Genomic DNA, 20,155 nt, shown 5'->3' with positions numbered 1-20,155 from the left:
CCCTCCGCCGTCGGAGGGGTGATTCCTCCACGCGGTCCGGGGAAGTGACGAGGATGGCGATGAGTGAGCTACAGGAACGGATTCAGCGTCATCTCGACACGCTGGTCGATACCGGTGCGGAGACCGGTGTGCAGGTCGCGGTCTACCAGGACGGCGCGCTGGTCGTCGACGCGGTGGCCGGCACGGCCGACTCGGCCACCGGGCGGCCAGTCACCTCCGGCACGCCGATCTTCAGCTTCTCCACCGGCAAGAACGTGGCGGCCACGCTGGCGCATCTGCTCGTCGCGCAGGGTTTCCTCGGTTACGACAGTCCGGTCACGGATCTCTGGCCCGAGTTCGGTGTGCACGGCAAGGCCACGGCGACGCTGCGGCACGTGCTGACCCACACGGTCGGCCTTCCGGCCATGCCGCGCGAGATCACGGCGGGCGACCTTCCGAACTGGTCCAGGGTGTGTGCGTCGCTGGCCGCCGCCGAGCCGCGCTGGCGGCCGGGCGCCGCCATGGGCTATCACTCCTACACCTTCGGCTACCTCGTCGGCGAACTGGCCCGCCGTGCGACGGGGCGGTCCATGTGCGAGCTGCTGCGTGAGTGGATCACCGCGCCACTCGGTATCGAGGGGCAGCTCTACTTCGCCGCTCCGAAGGAGTCGCTGCCGGGGTTGGCGCGTCTGGAGCAGCAGGCGCGGCAATGGCCTACCTACCCAGACGACGGTGATGCGATCCTCGCGCCGTGGGAGAACCAGCCGAGTGCGGATTTCGGCAACAACGACGAGATCCTGCGCGCCGACATACCGTCGGTGTGCACCGCCACCGCGCACGGTCTTGCCGCGATGTTCAACGCCGTGCTGCGAGGCGAGCTCGTGGACTCCGCGCGGTTGGCGGAGCTGTCCGCGCTCGCGTTCGAGGGTACGGATCAGGTGTTCGGCACTCCGGCGCGGATGGCGCTGGGCTTCCCGATCGGCAGGCTGGGCGCTCCCGCCGAGGAGAGCTCCGTCGCATTCGGATGGCCGGGTGGGGGCGGGAGCTACGCCTACGCGGACCCCGCGCGGAGGGTCGCCTTCGCGCTGACGAAAACCCGGCTCGTGCCGAACTTCGACACCGCGCTGTCGGTCACCACGATCCTGGCCGACCATCTCACCGGGACGCGCTGAGCGGCACCCGCCGACGCGCCGGGACGATCACAAGGAGAAAGTCATGTCCACTCATACTGCCGACGACTCGACCGCGCCGCAGACCAGCCTCGGTCCGTTCTCCTCGCCAGGCGCCAGCCCGACGCCGTGGGAGGCTACGGAGTGGGCACTGCGCCGGATCCAGAAGTTCCAGCTGTGCACGGTGCGCCAGGATGGCCGCCCCCACGTGACACCGCTGCTGGCGATCTGGGCACTCGGCGCGATGTGGTTCACCACCGGTGACGACGAGCAGAAGGCCAGGAACCTCAGCGCCAACCAGCACTGCGCGCTGACCAGCGGAACAGACACCCTGACCGGCATGGACTACGTCATCGAAGGCACTGCGAGCCTGGTCACCGACCAGGCCACCAGGCAAGCCGTGGCGACCGCCTTCGAACAGGCCTATGGCTGGCAGCTCACCCGCGAGGACGGAACCTGGTACCAACTGGGCGACGCCGTTCGGACCGGGAGTGTCCAGCTCTACCGGGTCCAGCCGGACAAGGGGTTCGCCTTCGTCACCGGCAGCGAGTCGTCCCAGACTCGCTACCGGTGGAGCTGAGGGCACAGCGCCGGCTGCTCACGCCGCCAGCTCCTCCGCCCTCGACGGCGACCTCCCGACCAGCCGCCCCCACCGGGCAACACAACTAGAGCCAGCCGCGGTCCTCGGCGACGCGGGCTGCCTCCGCGCGGGTTCGGGCTCCTGTCTTGCCGATCGCGGAGGACAGGTGGTTGCGGACGGTGCCCTGGGAGAGACACAGGATGCGGGCCACGTCGGCGATGGTGCCGCCCGAGCTGGCTACTCGGAGCACGTCTCGTTCCCGGTCGGTCAGGGGGCTCTGTCCCGTCGCCAGGGACTCGGCGGCCAGTGCGGGGTCCACCACGCGCAGGCCGGCGTGCACCCGGCGCACGGCGTCGACGAGTTGCTCCGGTGGGGCGTCCTTCACCACGAAACCGACGGCGCCGGCGGCCATGGCTCGGCTCAGGTAGCCGGGACGGCCGAACGTCGTGCACACCACGATTCGGCACGACGGCTGCTCCCGGTGCAGTTCGGCGGCCGCGGTGATGCCGTCCTTGCCCGGCATCTGGACGTCCACCAGCGCGACGTCCGGCGCCGAGGCGCGGGCGGCCGGCAGGATCTCCTCGCCGGAGCTGACCTGGGCCACCACCTCGATGTCCGGTTCCAGTCCGAGCATCGCGGCCAGTGCGCCTCGTACCAGGGCCTGGTCGTCGGCCAGGAGCACACGAATCACGCTGTCACCGCCGCGGGAACCGATGCGCGGACCACGAACCCACCCGTCGGGGCGGCGGGGCCGGCCGACACCGCGCCGCCGACCTTGGCCAGCCGTTCCGACAGACCGACCAGGCCGTGACCGTGACCGTGACCGTTGGAGGACGGCTCCTCGGGTGGCGTGCCGTCGTCGCGGATCTCGATCCACGACTGACCCAGGCGGACCGAGCAGTGGCGTGCGTTGGAGTGCCGGATCACGTTGGTCACCCCTTCGCGGAGCACGTAGGCGAACGGTTCCTGCAGCTCGGCCGGCACGTTGTCGACCGCGTGGGGCAGGTCGGCCGATATCTCCGCCGCCTGCAGGGCCACCCGCGCGCCGACCAGCTCCGCCGCCAGTGACGCCTTGCGGTGGCCGGACACGGTCGACCGGACCTCGCCCAGTGCGGTGCGGGACAGGGTCTCGACGTCGCGGAGTTCGGCGATGGCGCGCTCGTCGTCGCCGGAGCTTTCGAGGATCCGGCGTGCCAGGCCGGCCTTCACGGCGATGGTGGTGAGGCTGTGGCCCAGGACGTCGTGCAGGTCCCGCGCCATCCGCGCCCGCTCCTCCGCGACCGCGAGCGTCGCGATCTCGTCGCGGGCCGCGCGCAGCTCCGCGTTGGCCATGATCACCTGCCGCATGCCGAACATCGCGACGGTCAGCACCACGAGGATCGACGCGGAGTTCCAGTCCGGGGCGCCCTCGGCGATCTGGGTACCGATGAGCAGGGTCGTGGTGGTGCCGAGGCCGAGCAGCAGGCCGACCATCGGCGGCAGCTGCATGAGCGCGGCGGAGATCGCGTACGTCAGGAACATGAGGTCGTCGGGACCGAGGACCACGGCCAGCATGATCCCGCACGCGAACATCGCCACGACGCCGGCGATCCGCACGCGTCTCGTGAACCTCGTCCGCCGCAGGGAGAACGCCATGTAGACGGCGGTGTAGATCACGGCGTAGACCGCCACTGTCACGACGACCAGGACCCGCGCGGCTACCGGATGCGGGTGCTCGAAGACCTGTTTGATCGGGCTGACCAGATAGATCAGGAACACCGTGGACATGACGATGCCCGCGATGCGCCCCGCACGGGTGGGTGGCCCCGCCGGCTCGTCCGGCCAGGACCACCCACTCTTTTTCCGTTGCTCGGCCACGGACGTCACCGTACGACCTCGGCTACACCCGCGCGCTGTCGCGCCGGTACCGGCGGACCACCCCGAAGCCCAACACGACCGTCCAGATCGCGAGCACCAGCACGGCCTGGCCGAGGTCGACCGACAGGTCGGTGGTCACCGCGCCCCGGCCCACCTGGCCGAGCCAGTACGAGGGCAGGATGTGGGAGATCTTCATCAGCCAGTTGGGCATCGAGTCGATCGGGATGAAGATGCCGCCGAGCAGGCTCATGGTCATCATCGTGATGCTCATGATCGGCTGCATGCTGTCGGGCGTGCCGACCTGGCCGATGAGCAGGCCGATCAGGGTGAACGGGATGACCGCCAGCCAGATGCCGATGGTCACCCGCAGCCAGCCGGTCGCGTCGAGCGACACACCCTCGGCGACCGCGGCGATCAACGGCACGAGCACCACCGCCGGCACGGCCAGCATCATCCCGGTGATGCCCTTGGCCAACAGGTAGCCCGAGCCGGACAGCGGCGTGAGCCGCAGCTGCCGCTGCCAGCCCAGCGACCGTTCCAACGCGACCCGCCCGCCGGCGAACAGCGCTGCGGACAGGGCGCCGAACGAGGTCATGTTGACCATCAGGATGCCGACGACGGCCTTGTCGCCGTTCGCGAAGATCCCCACGTAGAGGAGGAACAGCAGGACCGGGAACAGGATCGAGAAGATCAGGAACCGGCCGTTGCGCGTCGCGCGGCGCACTTCGAGGATCAGGTAGGTCAAGCTCATGACAGGTCAGCCCCGTTGGTGTCGTCGCTGGTGAGGGAGAGGAAGGCGCCTTCGAGACCCATGGCGGTCACCTCGATGTCGTGGGCCTGCGGATAGGTCGCGAGCAGCTCACGCAGGGTCTTGTCGGAGTCGTTGGTCGAGATCACCGCGCGACTGGCGCGGAACTCGACCTCGGTCACGCCGACCATCATGGCGAGCGCGTCCTCCCTGGCCTCGGGCACGACGGCCCGGATGACGCGGCCGGACACGAGCGAGGTCACCTCGGCGACCGAGCCGTCCGCGACGATCCGCCCGGCGCGCATGAGCACCACGCGGTCCGCGTAGTTCTCGGCCTCCTCCAGGTAGTGCGTGGCGAACAGGACCGTGCGGCCGGTGTCCGTGAAGCCGTGCATGGACTTCCAGAACTCACGGCGGCTCTGCACGTCCATGGCCGCGGTCGGCTCGTCCAGCACCAGCAGGTCCGGGTCACTCACCAGCGCGACCGCGAACCGCACCCGCTGCTTCTGGCCCCCGGACAGCTTGTTGCACCGGCGGTTCGCGAGCTCCTCGACGCCGCTGCGGCGCAGTGCCTCGACGACGGGCATCGGCGAGCGGTGCAGGGACGCGACCATCGCGACGGTCTCGCCGACGGTCGCGTCGTCGAGCAGGGCACCGCCCTGCAACATCGCGCCGATGGTGCCCTTCGCGACCGCCTCGTGCGGGTTCGCGCCGAAGACGTGCACGATGCCGGCGTCCGGCTTCGTCAGGCCCAGCAGCATGTCCACAGTGGTGGACTTGCCCGCGCCGTTCGGGCCGAGCAGCGCCACCACCTCGCCCGGCGCGATCGTCAGGTCGATCCCGGCGACCGCGTGGACATCCCCGTAACTCTTGCGCAGGCCGGCCAGCATGACCGCGGCGCCTGCGGAAATCCCTGTTTCGTTCACGGTGATGACGATGCCGCCCGCGGACCACCGCCACGCAGGTCGCGCGTCACGACTCCACCGTGACAAACGTCAGGGGCGGGGATCGCCCCCGAAGCGTCATGACCGCTCCGCCGAAGGCGGCGAGCGGAGCCGTCCCCCAGAGGTTCGTCCTCAGCAGCCGATCAGCTGAGCCGCCAGGTAGCCCTGCAGCTTGTCCATCGAGACGCGTTCCTGGGCCATGCTGTCGCGCTCCCGCACGGTGACGGCGTGGTCCTGCAGCGAGTCGAAGTCGACGGTCACGCAGAACGGGGTGCCGATCTCGTCCTGGCGGCGGTAGCGGCGGCCGATGGCGCCCGCGTCGTCGAAGTCGACGTTCCAGTACTGCCGCAGGGTGGCCGCGACGTCGCGGGCCTTCGGGGTGAGGTCCGGGTTGCGGGACAGCGGCAGCACCGCGACCTTCACCGGCGCGAGGCGGCGGTCGAGGCTGAGCACGGCCCGCTTGTCCACCCCGCCCTTGGCGTTCGGGGCCTCGTCCTCCCGGTAGGCGTCGAGCAGGAACGCCATCATCGGGCGGCCGACACCGGCCGCCGGCTCGATGACGAACGGCCGGTAGCGCGAGTTGGTGGCCTGGTCGAAGTAGGACAGGTCCACACCGGAGTGGTTGGTGTGGGTGGTGAGGTCGAAGTCCGTGCGGTTGGCGATGCCCTCCAGCTCACCCCACTCCTGGCCGCCGAACTGGAAGCGGTACTCGATGTCGACCGTGCGCTTCGAGTAGTGCGACAGCTTCTCCCGCGGGTGCTCGTAGAGCCGCAGGTTCTCGGCGCGGATGCCGAGGTCGGTGTACCAGCGCATCCGCTCGTCGATCCAGTACTGGTGCCACACCTCGTCGCTGCCCGGCTCGACGAAGAACTCCAGCTCCATCTGCTCGAACTCGCGGGTGCGGAAGATGAAGTTGCCCGGCGTGATCTCGTTGCGGAACGACTTGCCGATCTGCCCGATGCCGAACGGCGGCTTGCGCCGGGACGTCGTGAGCACGTTGAGGAAGTTCACGAAGATGCCCTGCGCGGTCTCCGGCCGCAGGTAGTGCAGGCCCTCCTCGGACTCCACCGGGCCCAGGTGGGTCTTCACCATCATGGTGAACTCGCGCGGCTCGGTGTACTGGCCGCGGACGCCGCAGTGCGGGCACGGCACCACCTTGAGGTTGCCCTCGGTGACGTTCAGGCCGGTGCGGGCCGCGTACTCCTCGACGAGTTGGTCGGCGCGGTAGCGCTTGTGGCAGGAGAGGCACTCGACCAGCGGGTCGTGGAAGGTCTCGACGTGTCCCGACGCCTCCCACACCTGTCTCGGCAGGATGACCGAGGAGTCGATGCCGACGACGTCCTCGCGCCGCTGCACCATCGACCGCCACCACTCGCGCTTGACGTTGTCCTTCAGCTCGACGCCGAGGGGCCCGTAGTCCCAGGCGGACCGGGTACCGCCGTAGATCTCCCCGCAGGGGTAGACGAAGCCTCTGCGCTTGCACAGGCTGACGACGGTCTCGACGAGATCGGCGGACATCTTCACTCCAACTTCTCACGCGCTTGGGGCTTCGAAGCGAAGCTTGCGGAGCGCCTATCGTTGTGGCGTTCATAGCGCTCAACGGCGGTCGACAAAGAGTAGCCGGACCGCGACGGACACGAACGAGTGATTTCTGACGTTGCTGGCGGTAAGGAGGCTCCAGGGTGCGAGCGAGGCGTTCGACGAAGGCGAAGCTGGTCGCCGGTGAGGGCCCGCTGTCCCGGGTGCCACCGCTTCTGGCGTTCCTCGTGGTGGCCGCGCTGTTCGTGGTCGGCGTGGTCGTGCGCGGGGTGCCCGGCGCGCTGGTGCTGGGTGCGCTCGCGGCGGCGATCGCGGTCATGCTGGCGGTCACCTGGCGCACGCTGGCCCCGGGGCAGCGCGCCGGACGGGTGCTCATCCTCGTATTGCTGATCATCATTGCCGTGTCGGTTGCGCAGGTGAAATAGCCGCGACGCCTAGGATGTTGAACACGATATTCCGTTTCAGCAGCCAACCGAGAGGACGATGTTCCCCGTGACCTCGGATGCCACCTCGTCCCCGGAACTGACCGCGCTTCACGACGTCGACCGCGCGACGGTCACCGCGGTCGAGACGCGGCCGGTCGTCACGCTGCAGGCCGCGGGCGACCTGCTGCGTGCGCTCGCCGCTCCGGTCCGCATCGCGATCGTGCTGGAGCTGCGCGAGCACGACCGCTGCGTGCACGAGCTGGTCGAGACCCTCGGTGTCGCGCAGCCGCTGATCAGCCAGCACCTGCGCGTGTTGAAGGCGGCCGGCGTCGTCCGAGGCGACCGGCACGGCCGCGAGGTGGTCTACCGTCTTGTCGACGAGCACCTCTCGCACATCGTGGTGGACGCGGTGGCACACGTGGAGGAAGGAGCCGGCAGGTGAGTGAACGCGAGGCTCCCACGGTCCCGGGCCGGCGGTCGACGCGGCAGCGCGCCGCCGTGGCGAGCCTGCTGGAGCAGCTGGAGGACTTCCGCTCCGCCCAGGACCTGCACGAGGAGCTGCGCACCCGAGGCGAGGGCATCGGCCTCACCACCGTCTACCGCACCCTGCAGTCCCTCGCGGACGCCGGCGAGATCGACGTCCTGCGCATCGACAGCGGCGAGGCCGTCTACCGCCGCTGCTCCCGGCACCACCACCATCACCTGGTCTGCCGCGCCTGTGGCCGCACGGTCGAGGTGGAGGGCCCGGCGGTGGAGAAGTGGGCGGAGAAGATCGCCGCCGAGAACGGCTTCTCCGAGGTCAGCCACACGGTGGAGGTCTTCGGCACCTGCGCCGACTGCAGCTAGCCCGCGTGTCCAACGCCCACGAACCGCGTGTCCAACGAACCGGACGCGTGAGTTCAACGAACCGGACGCATGAGTTCAACGAATCCGCGCACGGCCGGCCGACACGATTCGTCGAACTCACCCGTCGCGCCGGTTGGACACGCGGGTCCTGGGGGTTGGACACGCGCGTACCGGAGGCCGGGGGCGTTTTTCAGCTGCCCCGGCCCCCGGTAGGTCTTCCTCAGCCCTCCGCGGCGGGGAGGCCGTTGTTGCCGATCACGTTCGCGTACCAGCGGGCGCTCTCCTTCAGCGTCCGCTTCTGGGTCCCGAAGTCGACGTGCACCAGGCCGAACCGCTTGCTGTAGCCCTCCGCCCACTCCAGGTTGTCCAGCAGCGTCCAGCAGAAGTACCCGCGCAGGTCGGCGCCCTTCTCGATCGCCGCGTGCGAGGCGCGGAGGTGACCGTCCAGGAACGCGATCCGGTCGGTGTCGCGGATCTGGCCGTCCTCGGTGAACGTGTCGGGGTAGGCGGCGCCGTTCTCCGTGACGTACAGCGGCACGCCGGGGTAGTCGCGAGTCAGCGACACCAGCAGGTCGGTCAGCCCGTCCGGCTGGACCTCCCAGTCCATCTCCGTCTTCGGGTGCCCGGACTGCAGGAACCGCACGTCCGACGAGCCGGGCCACTCCGACGGCCCGTCGACCGCGTCGTCCGCCGACACCAGGTAGGCGCGGTAGTAGTTGATCCCGAGCAGGTCGACGGGGGCGCTGATGACCCCGAGGTCGCCGTCGTGGACCAGCTCCGGCAGACCGAAGGGTGCCAGGTCGGCGAGCACGTCAGCCGGGTACTCGCCACGCAGCACCGGGTCGAGGAAGATCCGGTTCTGCAGCCCGTCGATCCGGCGGGCGGCGTCCAGGTCGGCCTCCGAGTCGGTCGCCGGCCGCACCGGGAACAGGTTCAGCGTGATCCCGGCCGGGACGTCCGGTGCGGCCGCGCGGATCTCCGACATCGCGAGCCCGTGACCGAGGAGCAGGTGGTGCGTGGCCGCGACCGCCGCCCGCGGGTCCTGCACACCCGGCGCGTGCACGCCGTTGCCGTACCCGAGGAACGCCGCGCACCACGGCTCGTTGAGCGTGAGCCAGCCGCTCACCCGGTCACCGAGGCGGCCGACCGCCGCGGCCGCGTACTCGGCGAACCGGTACGCGGTGTCCCGGTTCGTCCAGCCGCCCTCGTCCTCCAGCGACTGCGGCAGGTCCCAGTGGTAGAGGGTCGCCCACGGGGCGATGCCCCTCTCCAGCAGGCAGTCCACCAACCGGTCGTAGAAGCCGAGGTTCGCCAGGCGCGGCCACGCGATCGAGAACCGGTACGCGCCCAGTCCCAGCGTGGACATCAGCTCGATGTCCTGCTCATACCGGCGGTAGTGGTCCGCGGCCGGGTCGCCCGAGTCGCCGTTCGCCACGGCGCCGGGACGGCGGCAGAACACGTCCCATATCGAGTCGACGCGGCCGTCCGCCCTGGTCGAGCCCTCGATCTGGAACGAGGCCGTGGCCGCACCCCACACGAAGCCTGTGGGGAAACGAAGCGCTGTCGACCCCGCGGCTTGCGGCACTACTGACGACGTCTGCGGCACAACTGACATGGTCACCCCTTCACGGCGCCCTGCATGATTCCCGCCACGATCTGGCGGCCGAGTACAACGAACACGAACAAGATCGGGATGGTGGCCAGCGTCGTCCCGGCCAACACCAGTGAGTAGTCGACGTAGTACCCGCTCTGCAGCCGTTCGAGCGCGATCTGCACGGTGGGGTTGTCGGCGTTGAGCACCACGAGCGGCCACAGGAAGTCGTTCCACGAGGTCATGAACGTGAACATGCCCAGGAACGCCGCGGCCGGCCGCACCGCGGGCAGGCATACGTGCCAGTACACCCGGATCATCGAGCAGCCGTCCACCCGCGCGGCCTCGATCAGCTCGTACGGCACCACCTGCGCGGTGTACTGCCGCATCCAGAACACGCCGATCGCGGTGACCAGGTTCGGCACGATCACCGCCTCCAGGTGGCCCGCCCAGCCCAGCTCACCCATGGCCATGTACAGCGGGATGATGCCGAGCTGCGTCGGCACCGCCAGCGTGGCGACCACGAACAGGAACAGGCCGTCGCGGCCGCGGAACCGCAGCTTGGCGAACGCGAAGCCGGCGAGCGTGGAGAACAGGACGGTGCTGAGCGTGACCGCGCCGGACACGACCACGCTGTTGCCGAGCGCCTTCCAGAACGGGACGGTGTCGAACACCCGCGCCGCGTTGGACAGGAAGTTGCCGCCGGGCAGCAGCGGCGGGACCCGCTCGGTGAGCATCGAGCTGTCCCGCGAGGCCACCAGGAACGACCAGAAGAACGGGAAGACCGACCCGAGCATGAACGCGATCAGCAGCCCGTACACCCAGAAGGAGGCACGCCGGTCGCCCGTCTGTGCGCGCCGCGTGACCCGGCGCAGCGAGATGGCCGTCATGAGGCCCTACCTTCGACGTTGTCCACAGCGCCCGAGTAATCCACAACCAGCCGGTAACAAGCCGGGAATGTCAGCCCCGGCCGGTAGACTGGCAAGGCGGGACGCCCCCGGGACAGGGTGGGGGTTGGGCAACGCGCGCGCGAGGTCATGGTGCCTCCTCCGCGCCGCTCGACGAGAGTCGCCTGGTCAGCAGGAAGTTGAGTACCGCGAAGATGATGATCACCAGGAACAGCACCCAGGCGATCGCCGACGCGTAGCCGAGCTTCTGCGTCTCGAACGCGGTTTGGTACATGTACAGCGTGATCGTCTGGAACTCGTTGGACGGTCCGCCGTTGTTGGAGCCCGGCATGGCGTCGAACAGCTTGGGCTCGGTGAAGATCTGCAGGCCGCCGATGGTGGAGGTGACCACCACGAAGATCAGTGTCGGCCGCAGCAGTGGCAGCGTCACCGAGAAGAAGCGCCGTGCCGCCGAGGCCCCGTCGATCAGCGCCGCCTCGTAGATCTCCTTCGGGACGGCCTTCATCGCGGCCAGCACGATCAGTGCGTTGTAACCGGTCCAGCGCCAGTTGACCATGGTGGCGATGGCCAGGTGCGAGGCGAACCGGTTGGTCTGCCAGTCGATCCGGTCCAGCCCGATCGCCTTCAGCAGGCCGTTGACGAGACCGTAGTTCTGGCCGAACAGGTTCCCGAAGATGAGGCCGACCGCGACGAGGCTGACCACGTACGGCAACAGGACCCCGACCCGCCACCCGGTCGGGGCGCGCAGGTGGGTGTTCAGCAGCGCCGCGAGCCCGACCGCGACCACGATCTGCGGCCCGGACGACAGTACGAAGATGCTGATCGTGTTGAACAACGCGTTCCAGAACTGGCTGTCCCGGAACAGCTCGGTGTAGTTCCCGAAGCCGATGAACGTGCCCTCGGTGTCGAGCAGCTCGCGGTCGAACAGTGACAGGTACGCCGTCCACAGCAGCGGGAACAGGCCCACCACGCCGAAGATCACGAAGAACGGCGCGATGTAGAGGTAGGGCGACCACTTGACGTCCGCGAGGGACAGTCGCTGGCGGAAGGTGAGCTTCGGCTTGCGCGGTGGGGCGGGCGCCACCCCCTGGTGTGACGCCCGCCTTGTTACCGTAGTCATCACTTGACGATCTTCTTGGCGGAGTCGACCGCCTGCTGCCAGCCCTCCTCGGGCGACTTGCCCTGCTCGACCGCCTGCAGTGCGGGACTGGTGGCGTTCTCCTGGATCTTGCCGTCACCCGGCCCCTTGTACTGCGCCTTGCCGACCTTCTGCGCCATCGTGGCGAACAGCTGACCGGTCTTCACACCACCGAAGTAGTCGTTGGTGGTGCCCAGGAGCTCCGGCGAGTCGAGCGCCTTGACCTGGCTGGGGAAGTTGCCGGTCTTCTCGAACGCCTTGATCTGCTGCTCCGGCGCGGTCAGCCACGCGGCGAGCGCCGCGGCCTCCTTCGGGTGTGCGGACTGCTTGGGCACCGCGAGGTACGAGCCGCCCCAGTTGCCGCCGCCGTTCGGGAACGCGTCGGTGATCGCCCACTTGCCGGCGTTGTCCGGGCCGGCCTGCTCCTTGACCACGCCCAGCATCCAGGACGGGCAGGTCTTGGTGGCGAACGCGCTCTGCTTGAAGCCGGTGTTCCACTCCGGGCTGAACGCGACGAGCTTCGCGCTCTGGCCGCCCTTCACCGCGGCGGTCACCTTGTCCCAGTTGCGTTTGATGTCCTTGTTGGACTCGATCGCGAGCTTGTCGTCCTTCGAGATGTAGCCCTCGTCGAGCTGGTTCTGCATCGCGTTGAACACCTGGGACGCCGAGTCGAACCACGGCTTGCCGGTCGCCTTCGTGTACTGGTCACCTGCCGCGAAGTAGGAGTCCCAGCTCGTGAAGTAACCCTTGACCGAGGCCTCGTCGGTGGCCATGTGGGCCGCATCGAGAAGGTCCTTGCGGTAACACATGGCCAGCGGACCGATGTCGGTGCCGTAGCCGATCCAGGTGCCGTCCTTGGCCACGCCCGCCTGGTACTTCCAGTCGAGCCAGCGGTCCGGTTTGACGTCCTTCGGGCCGATGTCGGCCAGGTTGTTGAACAGCTGCGGCTTGTCGATCACATCCGGGATGTGGCCCTCCTCGATGGCGACCACGTCCTCGAGACCGTTGCCCGCCGCCAGCTTGGTCAGCAGCTGCTGATGGTAGGGACCACCTTCACCGGTCTTGTGGTGGGTGATCTTGATGTTCGGGTGGAGCTTCTCGTACTCCGGGAGGAGGTCCTCGTACCCGAACTCGGTGAACGTACCGATGCTGAGCTCGATCTTCCCCGAATCAGATCCGCCCGAGTCACCGGAGGAGCCGCACGCGGTCAGGCCTACCGCTGCGGCAAAGGCGATCGCACCGGCGAACACCCGTCGTTGGTTGCTTCGCACGTCTGTTGTCCCTTTGCGTCCTGTCCTCGACTGCGCCGTCACATTTCTGGGAGCGCTCCCAGTTTGGGGAGTTCCGAGTGTGGTCTGGATTACGGGGAAGTGTCAAGAACTTTCCGGGAGCGCTCTCAGAAGTGGCCACTCCGTTACACTTCGACCATGCCGATCGACGGACGTCCCACGCTGGAGGACGTGGCCGCGTACGCGGGCGTCTCCCGCTCGACCGCGTCGCGCGCGCTCAACGACGACGCCTACGTCAGCGTGCGTGCGCGGGAGAAGGTGCTCGGCGCCGCGCAGGAGCTCGGCTACTCCCCCAACCAGGCGGCCCGGTCGCTGGTGACCCGCCGGACGGGGGCCGTCGCCGTGGTGCTGTCCGAGCCCGAGGCCAAGGTCCTGGACGACCCGTACTTCGCGTCCGTCATGCACGGGGCGTTCCGCGAGCTGTCCGCGGTCGGCGCGCAGATGCTGCTGATGTTCGTCGACTCCCGCGACGACGTGCCGCGGACGATCAAGTTCCTCGAGGGCGGGCACGCGGACGGGGCGCTGGTGTTCGCGCCGCACAAGGGGGACCCGCTGCCGACCGCGTTGCGGCTGGCTCGCCTCCCGGTCGTGTACGGGGGGCGGCCCGGCAACGGGAAGCGCGGGTCGCACGCCGTCGACTTCGACAACAAGGCGGGGGCGCGGCTGGCCGTCGAGCACCTGTACGCGTCGGGACGACGCCGGATCGCCACGGTGACGGGCATGGTGGACCACCCGGCCGCTGCCGACCGGCTGGACGGCTGGCGGGCCGGGCTGGCCTCGGTGGGACTCGGCTCGGTCGAACTGGCGGAGCCCGGCGACTTCACCATGGGCAGTGGCGAGGCGGCGACGGTCAGGCTGCTCGCTCGGTGTCCGGAGCTGGATGCGGTGTTCGCGGCCAGCGACCTGATGGCCGCCGGGGCGATGAAGGCGTTGCGTGCCGCCGGACGACGGGTTCCCGATGACGTGGCCGTGATCGGGTTCGATGATCACCCGGCGCTCGCACCCGCCATGGAGCCGCCGTTGACCTCCATCCACCAGGATCCCCGCGAGCAGGTGCGACAGATGGTGCGGAAGTTGATGGCCCTGCTCGGCGGTGAGGACGTGCGTCCGGAGACGACGATCTTGCCGGTGACACTGGTGGTTCGCGAGTCGGCCTGAACCGTCCCCCGATGTTGGGTGGCTTGGGGCGGTCTCGGCGAACTGTTGTCAGTGGGAGTCGACTGCCGCGGCGCTCTTGAGGGTGTCTGGGTGGTGTGGGCCCAGGACGCGCGTTCGTGCCGCCAGGATTTCGCGGTGTGCGGCCCGGGCCTCCGTCGGGTAGGCGCGCCATCGCAGTAGTTCGGCCGCGTCGTACCTGGACTCCAGGGTCGTCGGGTGGTCGGGGCCGTACAGGCGGGTCATGCCTGCCACCACCGTTTCCTGTGTCTCGGTCGCCAGGGCGATCTGGCCCCGTGCCCTGGCGACCCTGGCCAGGCCCTGGCGGGTGGCGAGCGAGCAGCTGTGGGACGGCGGGCGGTCGCGGCGGGCGGCGGCGGTCAGCAGCTCGCGTTCGGCCTCGTCGGTTCGGCCGACCTTTTCCAGTGCGACGCCCAGCATGTGGCGCGTGCACAGGACCATCGAGTCAGCGGGGCCGGACGCCGTCGTTCGGAGGGCCACGGTCTCCGCGAACGCCCGCACCGCGGCGGCGGGTTGGTCGGACATCAGCAGTGCGTCGCCCAGGACCTGCATCGTGCACAGGGTTACCTCGGCGTTCGCGCCCCAGCGGGTTCGGCACTCGGCCAGGAGGCCGTGCAGTTCGACCACCGCGTCCTCCGCGTGGCCCATCGCCGCGCGGACGTGGGCGACCGACGCGCGCACCAGGAAGTCGTTCGGGTCGTTCGGCGGGACGGACAGTGCCCGGTACAGCGCCAGTGCCTCGCCGAACCTGCCCATCGCGAACAGCACGCCGGCACGGCCCTGGCGCGCGGCACGTGCCACCGGCCACGGCGCGTTCGTGGCCAGGGCGGTGAACTCCGCCAGTGCCTCGGGGAGGCGGTCCAGCTGGAACAGCAGGTCGGCGAGCGCGGTGCGGGCCTGGAGCGGGTCTTCGGACACCACGACGTCGTGCCGCAACAACTCCTCGGCCTCGTCCGCGCGGCCCATGCGGACGAGTCTGGCCACCTGTTCCATCCGGGTGGCCCGGCTAGTGCTCATACGGGTCCTCGGGCTGGTCAACCCGTCGGACCGAGTGGATCGTGGCTGACGGGACGTACTCGTCAGCCCTGGTCGCCGAGCCTGGGCGCAGTGTTACGTCGGTCTGGATCCAGCTGTTGACGGGGAGGTTCGACAGCTCCCTGCCCAGCAGTCTGATCTTGACGGGGAACGCGTCCGCCGCGCAGCAGGTGATCGCCATGCGTGCGACGTACGTGTCGGTGCCCTCCTGCACGACGAAGCCGGTGAGGCGTGCCGTGCGGTGGTCCAGCGAGTGCGCCCTGTCCCACGCGGCCCGCGCGGAGAAGTCGCTCAGCTGCAGCGCGATCGGGTTCCCCGCCGGCAGCGGTGGGAACAGGTCCGAGCCCCCGCCCTCGGTGGACGGCTTGGCCGGCGAGTTGCCCGCGGCCCGCTCGACGGAGTCCGCGCCCAGCGGGGGTGGGCCGATGAGGAACACCGCGAGCACCGGCAGTACCAGCAGCCACGCGCTGCGGGCCGAATGCGCGTGCCCGTCGCCGTGCTCCCGCGCGCCGCGGATCTCGCGGATGATCGACACGGCCGCGAGCAGGACCATCACGGTGCCGCCCGCGATCAGCAGCCACTTGTGGCTCGGCTTCACGTACCGCAGGTAGGTGCCGGTGAACGAGATCTTCAGCAGCGCGCCGCCGAGCAGCACCAGCAGGATGTTCTGGGTCTCACGTCTCACGACCGCTCCTCGCAGGCTCCGACCGCCCGTGCTGCCGATGATTCGCTCCGCATGCTCCGCTCATGGCAGCACCACTATCCCGACGGCCACCGCGCTCACGATCGCGACCACGAACGTCGCCGGCGCGAAGCGGACGGCGAAGCGGCGGCCGAGCGTGCCGGCCTGCAGTGCGAACAGCTTGATGTCGATGGCCGGCCCCACGACCAGGAACACCAGGCGGGGCAGCATCGGCATGGTCGACAGCGACGCGACGACGAAGGCGTCCGCCTCGCTGCACAGCGCGAGCACCACCGCGAGCACGGCCATGACGACGATGCCGAGCAACACCTGCTCGCCCAGCGTGTTGATCCACGACCGCGGCACGACCACGTTCAACACCGCCGCGGTCAACCCGCCCACGACGAGGAAGCCGCCCGCGTCCACCAGGTCCTGCCGCGCGGTCTCGAAGAACACCGCCCAGCGGTCGCGGTGTTCGCCCGGCTCGGGCAGCCGCCGCAACGCCCGCTCCGCGAACCACTCCATCCGCCCGAACCGCGCCCACAGCCAACCCATGACGACCGCGGTGGCCATCGAACCGAGGAACCGGGCGAGCACCACGCGTGGCTCGCCGGGGAAGGCGACGGCGGTGGCGACCAGCACGATCGGGTTCACCGCCGGCGCGGCGAGCAGGAACGTCACCGCGACCGCGGCCGGCACGTCCTGCTGGATCAGCCGCCGCGCCACGGGCACCGCCGCGCACTCGCAGTTGGGCAGCGCCACGCCCGCCACCCCGGCGACCGGCACGGCCAGCGCCGCCCGACGTGGCAGGAGCCTGCGCAGCAGGTCCGCGGACACGAACGCGGCGATCGCGCCGCTGATCAGCACGCCGACGACCAGGAAGGGCAGGGCCTGCACGCAGACCGCGACGAAGACCGTGGCCGCCGTCTGGACGGCCGGCACGTCGAGCTGGTCGGCGAGCCACTGCTGGCCGACGAGTGCGAGCACGAGCACGCCGCACAGGACCTCGAGCGAGGTGATGCGCGGTCGCCGCAACGGCTCGTGGTCGGTCGGCTCGTCCTCGATCGGGTCGGCGGCCGCCGTGGTCGCTGGTTCGGTCACTCGCTCTTGGCCTCGCCGATCAGCTCGGTGCGCAGCTGGGAGGCCGTCGACACCACCAGCATCAGGAGCGTGCCCAGGGCGGCCTCGCCGATGCCGTCGGCCGGGAACGCGTACCGCAGGGTCACGTCCATACCCCGCTCGGAGCGGACGACGCCGAGGGTGCCGAAGAGTCCCTGCCCGGCGCGTTCCGCCGCGGACGACGCGAGGTGCGGGTCGTCGGGCAGGTCCCAGGCCACCACGCAGGTGAGGCTGAGGACGGTGAGCCCGTCGGCGAGCTGCATGGCCTGGACCGCGCACGGGACGTCGACGTGCCGGAAGGTGAGCGCGCCGTCGTCGTCGACGTGCACGTCGTGGAAGGCCTCGAGCGCCTTGCGGGCCTTGGTGAGCAGGTCCGCCGTGCTCACCGCCTCTTGCTCGGTCATGAATCTCCTTTGAGTACCGCGGCGACCTCGTCGCTGTCCTTCGCGCTGCCGAACCGCCGGTCCCGCCGCGCGTACTGCTCGACGGCGCGCCACAGGTCGCGCCGGTCGAAGTCCGGCCACAGGATGTCCTGGAAGACCAGCTCAGCGTAGGCGGACTGCCACAACATGAAGTTGGAGGTGCGCTGCTCGCCCGAGGGCCGGATGAACAGGTCCACATCCGGCATCTCCGGCTGGTAGAGGTACTTGGCGAGGGTGCGCTCGTTGACCTTCTCGGGGTTGATCCTGCCCGCGGCGACGAGCCGGGCGACCTCGCGGGCCGCGTCCCCGATCTCGGCGCGGCCGCCGTAGTTGATGCACATGGCCAGATTGAGGACGTTGTTGTGCTTGGTCCGCTCGGCGGCGGACTCCAGCTCCTGGATGACGCTGCGCCACAGCCTCGGCCGGCGCCCCGCCCAGCGGACCCGCACGCCCAGGGTGTCCAGCTCGTCGGTGCGGTGCCGGATCACGTCCCGGGAGAAACCCATGAGGAACCGGACCTCCTCGGGGCTGCGCCGCCAGTTCTCGGTGGAGAAGGCGTAGAGCGACAGCCACTTGACGCCCATCTCGATGCACCCCTTGGCAACCTCGACGACCTGCGCCTCGCCGCGCTTGTGCCCCTCGATGCGGGTGAGGCCGCGCTGGTTGGCCCAGCGACCGTTGCCGTCCATGACGATCGCGACGTGCTGCGGCACGAACTGTGCGGGGATGGCGGGCGGTTGGGCGCCGGACGGGTGGGGTTCCGGTGGTTGTGGTCGGGTACGGGGACGCAGCATGGCCTGACACTACTGAACGGTGCCGACACCGCCGGTGGACTGGACCCCTCCCCGGCGTTCGACCAGCGGAAGCGACCGCAGCTGCCGCTCCAGGTGCCACTGCAGCAGGGCGGCGATCAGCCCGGAGCCCTCCCGGCGCGCGTTGCCGGTGGACCGCTCCGCGACCTGCCAGTCCCCCAGTTGCAGCGCGCCCATCAGCTCGAGCGTCTCCGGGGCGGGCGCGGCCGAGCCGGCCGGACGGCACCGCGGGCACACCGCTCCCCCGGCCTGGATGGAGAAGCTACGGTGCGGCCCCGGCTCGTTGCAGCGCGCGCACTCGTTGACCGCCGGCGCCCACCCGGCGAACGCCATGGCCCTGATCAGGAACGCGTCCAGCACGAGCGAGGGATCGCGCTGGCCGTCCGCGAGCGCCCGCAACGCCCCGGCCACCAGCAGGTACAGCCGCAGGACGGGCTCGCCCTCCTCGGCGGACATGCGGTCGGCCGTCTCGAGGATCGCGCACCCGGCGGTGTACCGCTGGTAGTCGACGACGATCCCGGCCCCGAACGCGTCGATGGTCTGCACCTGGGTGATCACGTCGAGCGTGCGCCCGGTGTAGAACTGCACGTCGACGTGGGCGAACGGCTCCACCCGGGCACCGAGCCGCGAGGTGGTGCGCCGCACGCCCTTGGCGACCGCCCGCACCTTCCCGTGGCGCTGGGTGACGAACGTGATGATGCGGTCGGCCTCGCCGAGCTTCTGGACCCGGAGCACTATCCCGGTGTCGCGGTAGAGGCTCACACCCCCATCGTCTCATCCACCACCGACAGTGCCGGCGTGGCTCACAGGGTGGCGATGAGGACGATGTTGACGAGCCACACGACCACGCCGAGGCCCGTGGCGACAGTGCAGAACATCTTCGCCTTCTCGGAGCGCATCTGCGCCTCGGCGTGCTGCCCGTACTGCCAGGCCGGGTCGACCTTCGTCGCGTTGATGATGGCCGGGATGGCGACCGGCCAGAACAGGAAGATGCAGCCGATGGCCCAGCCCAGGTAGTTGCTCGGCTTGCCGCCGGAGGGGCTCCACCCTTGGACGCCGTAGGGCTGCTGGCCGTAGCCGGGCTGGCCGTAGGGCGCCTGGCCGTAGGGCGGTTGACCGTACGGCTGCTGCGCGTAGGGCTGCTGCTGCGGGTACGGCTGTTGCCCGTACTGCTGCTGCTGGCCGTAGGGCTGGGGCTGGCCGTAAGGCTGCTGTGGCTGACCGTACGGACTGCTCACAACGGGCTCCTCTGAACTGGGGTGAACGCGATGGTCCGTTCGGACGATAGCGGCACCGGCTCTACGGTGTACGGCGGTCCCGGAAAACGGGTCAGACCAGGAAGGCGGTCACCGTGCGGGCGAACGACTCGGGGTCGTCGAGCCAGGGGAAGTGGCCGCCGGCCGGTCGCACGACCAGCTCGGCGTGCGGGAACAGCCCGGCGTACTCGGCGGCCCGCTTCGGCGGGAGGCCGACGTCGTACTCGCCCGCGACCAGCAGGACCGGCGCGTCGAGGTGGCCGAGGGCGGCTCTGGTCGCGTCCGGGTCGACTGCGCCGTCGGAGTAGTAGACCTCCGTCGCGGCCATGTTGGTCTCGGCCGCCGTCGCGGCGTAGTTGGCCTGGCTGACGGCATCCCAGCGGCCGTAGTGGAACGGGGCGATCCCCGTCCAGTTGGCCGGCGAGAAGTCGCCGGCCCAGATCCGCTCGAACGCGGCGAACGCGTCCGGGAACCAGGGCTCTCCCCGGCGCTGCTCGGCGACCTCCCGCCGGTCCGCGTCGGCGATCTCCAGGCCGACGACGATCGGGGTGGGGGTGACCAGCACGAGGTGGTCGACGCGATCGGGGTGGCGGGCGGCGTAGAGCACCGCCACCGCGGCGCCGGCCGAGTGCCCGAGCAG

The 20,155-nt window shown here is 69.8% G+C and carries 23 protein-coding genes; 6 read left to right on the top strand and 17 right to left on the bottom strand.

Going from position 1 to position 20,155, the window contains the following annotated elements; genetic code table 11:
- Window positions 1-59 precede the first annotated feature (59 nt).
- Entirely contained in the window at window positions 60-1,151 is a 1,092-nt protein-coding gene (locus tag ACJ73U_RS27630; RefSeq protein ID WP_407780642.1) for a serine hydrolase domain-containing protein, read from the top strand.
- Window positions 1,152-1,194: 43 nt separating this feature from the next.
- On the top strand, window positions 1,195-1,728 hold the full coding sequence (locus ACJ73U_RS27625; protein ID WP_407780641.1) for a pyridoxamine 5'-phosphate oxidase family protein: 534 nt from the start codon (window positions 1,195-1,197) through the stop codon (window positions 1,726-1,728).
- 85 nt (window positions 1,729-1,813) lie between these two features.
- On the opposite strand, the gene ACJ73U_RS27620 is transcribed toward ACJ73U_RS27625, so the two are convergent.
- The 5 genes from ACJ73U_RS27620 to ACJ73U_RS27600 all read right to left on the bottom strand — a co-directional run bounded on the left by ACJ73U_RS27620 (window position 1,814) and on the right by ACJ73U_RS27600 (window position 6,795).
- A complete protein-coding gene (locus ACJ73U_RS27620) occupies window positions 1,814-2,419 on the bottom strand; it encodes a response regulator transcription factor (RefSeq protein WP_407780640.1) in 606 nt (201 codons plus the stop codon).
- Window positions 2,416-3,585 carry a sensor histidine kinase gene (locus ACJ73U_RS27615; RefSeq protein ID WP_407780639.1) on the bottom strand — a complete coding sequence of 390 codons (1,170 nt, stop codon included), beginning with the start codon at window positions 3,583-3,585 and terminating at the stop codon, window positions 2,416-2,418. Before ACJ73U_RS27615 ends, ACJ73U_RS27620 begins: the two co-directional genes overlap by 4 nt.
- A gap of 22 nt (window positions 3,586-3,607) precedes the next feature.
- A complete protein-coding gene (locus tag ACJ73U_RS27610) occupies window positions 3,608-4,336 on the bottom strand; it encodes an ABC transporter permease (protein WP_407780638.1) in 729 nt (242 codons plus the stop codon).
- Window positions 4,333-5,223, bottom strand: a complete 891-nt coding sequence (locus tag ACJ73U_RS27605) for an ABC transporter ATP-binding protein (RefSeq protein ID WP_407780659.1) — start codon at window positions 5,221-5,223, stop codon at window positions 4,333-4,335. Before ACJ73U_RS27605 ends, ACJ73U_RS27610 begins: the two co-directional genes overlap by 4 nt.
- 186 nt (window positions 5,224-5,409) lie before the next feature.
- Window positions 5,410-6,795 (bottom strand): glycine--tRNA ligase, encoded by a 1,386-nt coding sequence (locus tag ACJ73U_RS27600; RefSeq protein ID WP_407780637.1) that lies wholly within the window; start codon window positions 6,793-6,795, stop codon window positions 5,410-5,412.
- 164 nt (window positions 6,796-6,959) lie between these two features.
- Here ACJ73U_RS27600 and ACJ73U_RS27595 point away from each other — a divergent pair, with 164 nt between their 5' ends.
- Genes ACJ73U_RS27595 through ACJ73U_RS27585 form a run of 3 tightly spaced genes read left to right on the top strand, consistent with a single transcriptional unit; the run spans window position 6,960 to window position 8,087 of the window.
- Entirely contained in the window at window positions 6,960-7,241 is a 282-nt protein-coding gene (locus tag ACJ73U_RS27595; protein WP_407780636.1) for a DUF6703 family protein, read from the top strand.
- Window positions 7,242-7,299: 58 nt separating this feature from the next.
- Entirely contained in the window at window positions 7,300-7,683 is a 384-nt protein-coding gene (locus ACJ73U_RS27590; RefSeq protein ID WP_407780635.1) for an ArsR/SmtB family transcription factor, read from the top strand.
- Complete coding sequence (locus tag ACJ73U_RS27585; RefSeq protein ID WP_407780634.1) at window positions 7,680-8,087, top strand: Fur family transcriptional regulator; 408 nt, start codon at window positions 7,680-7,682, stop codon at window positions 8,085-8,087. The genes ACJ73U_RS27590 and ACJ73U_RS27585 overlap by 4 nt, the downstream gene beginning before the upstream one ends.
- A 220-nt stretch (window positions 8,088-8,307) precedes the next feature.
- Here the strand turns inward: ACJ73U_RS27585 and ACJ73U_RS27580 are convergent, their stop codons facing one another.
- The 4 genes from ACJ73U_RS27580 to ACJ73U_RS27565 form a co-directional block, all read right to left on the bottom strand.
- Window positions 8,308-9,702, bottom strand: a complete 1,395-nt coding sequence (locus tag ACJ73U_RS27580; RefSeq protein WP_407780633.1) for a GH1 family beta-glucosidase — start codon at window positions 9,700-9,702, stop codon at window positions 8,308-8,310.
- Between the two features lie 2 nt (window positions 9,703-9,704).
- Window positions 9,705-10,568, bottom strand: coding sequence for a carbohydrate ABC transporter permease (locus ACJ73U_RS27575; protein WP_407780632.1), 864 nt, complete (start codon window positions 10,566-10,568; stop codon window positions 9,705-9,707).
- Window positions 10,569-10,713: 145 nt separating this feature from the next.
- Window positions 10,714-11,706, bottom strand: coding sequence for a carbohydrate ABC transporter permease (locus ACJ73U_RS27570; protein ID WP_407780631.1), 993 nt, complete (start codon window positions 11,704-11,706; stop codon window positions 10,714-10,716).
- A complete protein-coding gene (locus ACJ73U_RS27565; RefSeq protein ID WP_407780630.1) occupies window positions 11,706-12,995 on the bottom strand; it encodes an ABC transporter substrate-binding protein in 1,290 nt (429 codons plus the stop codon). Before ACJ73U_RS27565 ends, ACJ73U_RS27570 begins: the two co-directional genes overlap by 1 nt.
- 156 nt (window positions 12,996-13,151) lie before the next feature.
- Between ACJ73U_RS27565 and ACJ73U_RS27560 the strand changes: the two genes are divergently transcribed.
- Window positions 13,152-14,171, top strand: coding sequence for a LacI family DNA-binding transcriptional regulator (locus tag ACJ73U_RS27560; protein ID WP_407780629.1), 1,020 nt, complete (start codon window positions 13,152-13,154; stop codon window positions 14,169-14,171).
- 48 nt (window positions 14,172-14,219) lie between these two features.
- On the opposite strand, the gene ACJ73U_RS27555 is transcribed toward ACJ73U_RS27560, so the two are convergent.
- The 8 genes from ACJ73U_RS27555 to ACJ73U_RS27520 all read right to left on the bottom strand — a co-directional run.
- Window positions 14,220-15,206, bottom strand: a complete 987-nt coding sequence (locus ACJ73U_RS27555) for a tetratricopeptide repeat protein (RefSeq protein ID WP_407780628.1) — start codon at window positions 15,204-15,206, stop codon at window positions 14,220-14,222.
- Window positions 15,196-15,909, bottom strand: a complete 714-nt coding sequence (locus ACJ73U_RS27550) for a TIGR03943 family putative permease subunit (protein ID WP_407780627.1) — start codon at window positions 15,907-15,909, stop codon at window positions 15,196-15,198. Before ACJ73U_RS27550 ends, ACJ73U_RS27555 begins: the two co-directional genes overlap by 11 nt.
- Before the next feature lie 60 nt (window positions 15,910-15,969).
- Complete coding sequence (locus tag ACJ73U_RS27545; RefSeq protein ID WP_407780658.1) at window positions 15,970-16,971, bottom strand: permease; 1,002 nt, start codon at window positions 16,969-16,971, stop codon at window positions 15,970-15,972.
- A 32-nt stretch (window positions 16,972-17,003) separates the two neighbouring features.
- Window positions 17,004-17,429 (bottom strand): hypothetical protein, encoded by a 426-nt coding sequence (locus ACJ73U_RS27540; protein ID WP_407780626.1) that lies wholly within the window; start codon window positions 17,427-17,429, stop codon window positions 17,004-17,006.
- Entirely contained in the window at window positions 17,426-18,241 is an 816-nt protein-coding gene (locus ACJ73U_RS27535; protein WP_407780625.1) for an isoprenyl transferase, read from the bottom strand. The genes ACJ73U_RS27540 and ACJ73U_RS27535 overlap by 4 nt, the downstream gene beginning before the upstream one ends.
- A gap of 9 nt (window positions 18,242-18,250) precedes the next feature.
- Window positions 18,251-19,021: a DNA repair protein RecO gene (gene recO, locus ACJ73U_RS27530; RefSeq protein WP_407780624.1), complete on the bottom strand. Its 771-nt coding sequence runs from the start codon at window positions 19,019-19,021 to the stop codon at window positions 18,251-18,253.
- Between the two features lie 41 nt (window positions 19,022-19,062).
- Window positions 19,063-19,497, bottom strand: a complete 435-nt coding sequence (locus ACJ73U_RS27525) for a CD225/dispanin family protein (RefSeq protein ID WP_407780623.1) — start codon at window positions 19,495-19,497, stop codon at window positions 19,063-19,065.
- A gap of 91 nt (window positions 19,498-19,588) precedes the next feature.
- Window positions 19,589-20,155, bottom strand: a 567-nt coding sequence (locus ACJ73U_RS27520; RefSeq protein ID WP_407780622.1) for an alpha/beta fold hydrolase, incomplete at its 5' end; no start/stop codon positions are given.

It is taken from the genome of Actinophytocola sp., from assembly GCF_045807065.1.
Classification (GTDB): domain Bacteria; phylum Actinomycetota; class Actinomycetes; order Mycobacteriales; family Pseudonocardiaceae; genus Actinophytocola.
The sequence above is the reverse complement of the archived record's forward strand: the minus strand, read 5'-3'. Positions and strand labels throughout refer to the sequence as shown.

Bases quoted from the DNA above. Each gene is read 5' to 3' on its own strand.
- ACJ73U_RS27630 (WP_407780642.1), top strand. From the start codon at position 60: ATGAGTGAGCTACAGGAACGGATTCAGCGTCATCTCGACACGCTGGTC.
- ACJ73U_RS27625 (WP_407780641.1), top strand. From the start codon at position 1,195: ATGTCCACTCATACTGCCGACGACTCGACCGCGCCGCAGACCAGCCTC.
- ACJ73U_RS27610 (WP_407780638.1), bottom strand. From the start codon at position 4,336: ATGAGCTTGACCTACCTGATCCTCGAAGTGCGCCGCGCGACGCGCAAC.
- ACJ73U_RS27605 (WP_407780659.1), bottom strand. From the start codon at position 5,223: ATGCTGGCCGGCCTGCGCAAGAGTTACGGGGATGTCCACGCGGTCGCC.
- ACJ73U_RS27600 (WP_407780637.1), bottom strand. From the start codon at position 6,795: ATGTCCGCCGATCTCGTCGAGACCGTCGTCAGCCTGTGCAAGCGCAGA.
- ACJ73U_RS27590 (WP_407780635.1), top strand. From the start codon at position 7,300: ATGTTCCCCGTGACCTCGGATGCCACCTCGTCCCCGGAACTGACCGCG.
- ACJ73U_RS27580 (WP_407780633.1), bottom strand. From the start codon at position 9,702: ATGTCAGTTGTGCCGCAGACGTCGTCAGTAGTGCCGCAAGCCGCGGGG.
- ACJ73U_RS27575 (WP_407780632.1), bottom strand. From the start codon at position 10,568: ATGACGGCCATCTCGCTGCGCCGGGTCACGCGGCGCGCACAGACGGGC.
- ACJ73U_RS27570 (WP_407780631.1), bottom strand. From the start codon at position 11,706: ATGACTACGGTAACAAGGCGGGCGTCACACCAGGGGGTGGCGCCCGCC.
- ACJ73U_RS27560 (WP_407780629.1), top strand. From the start codon at position 13,152: ATGCCGATCGACGGACGTCCCACGCTGGAGGACGTGGCCGCGTACGCG.
- ACJ73U_RS27555 (WP_407780628.1), bottom strand. From the start codon at position 15,206: ATGAGCACTAGCCGGGCCACCCGGATGGAACAGGTGGCCAGACTCGTC.
- ACJ73U_RS27540 (WP_407780626.1), bottom strand. From the start codon at position 17,429: ATGACCGAGCAAGAGGCGGTGAGCACGGCGGACCTGCTCACCAAGGCC.
- ACJ73U_RS27535 (WP_407780625.1), bottom strand. From the start codon at position 18,241: ATGCTGCGTCCCCGTACCCGACCACAACCACCGGAACCCCACCCGTCC.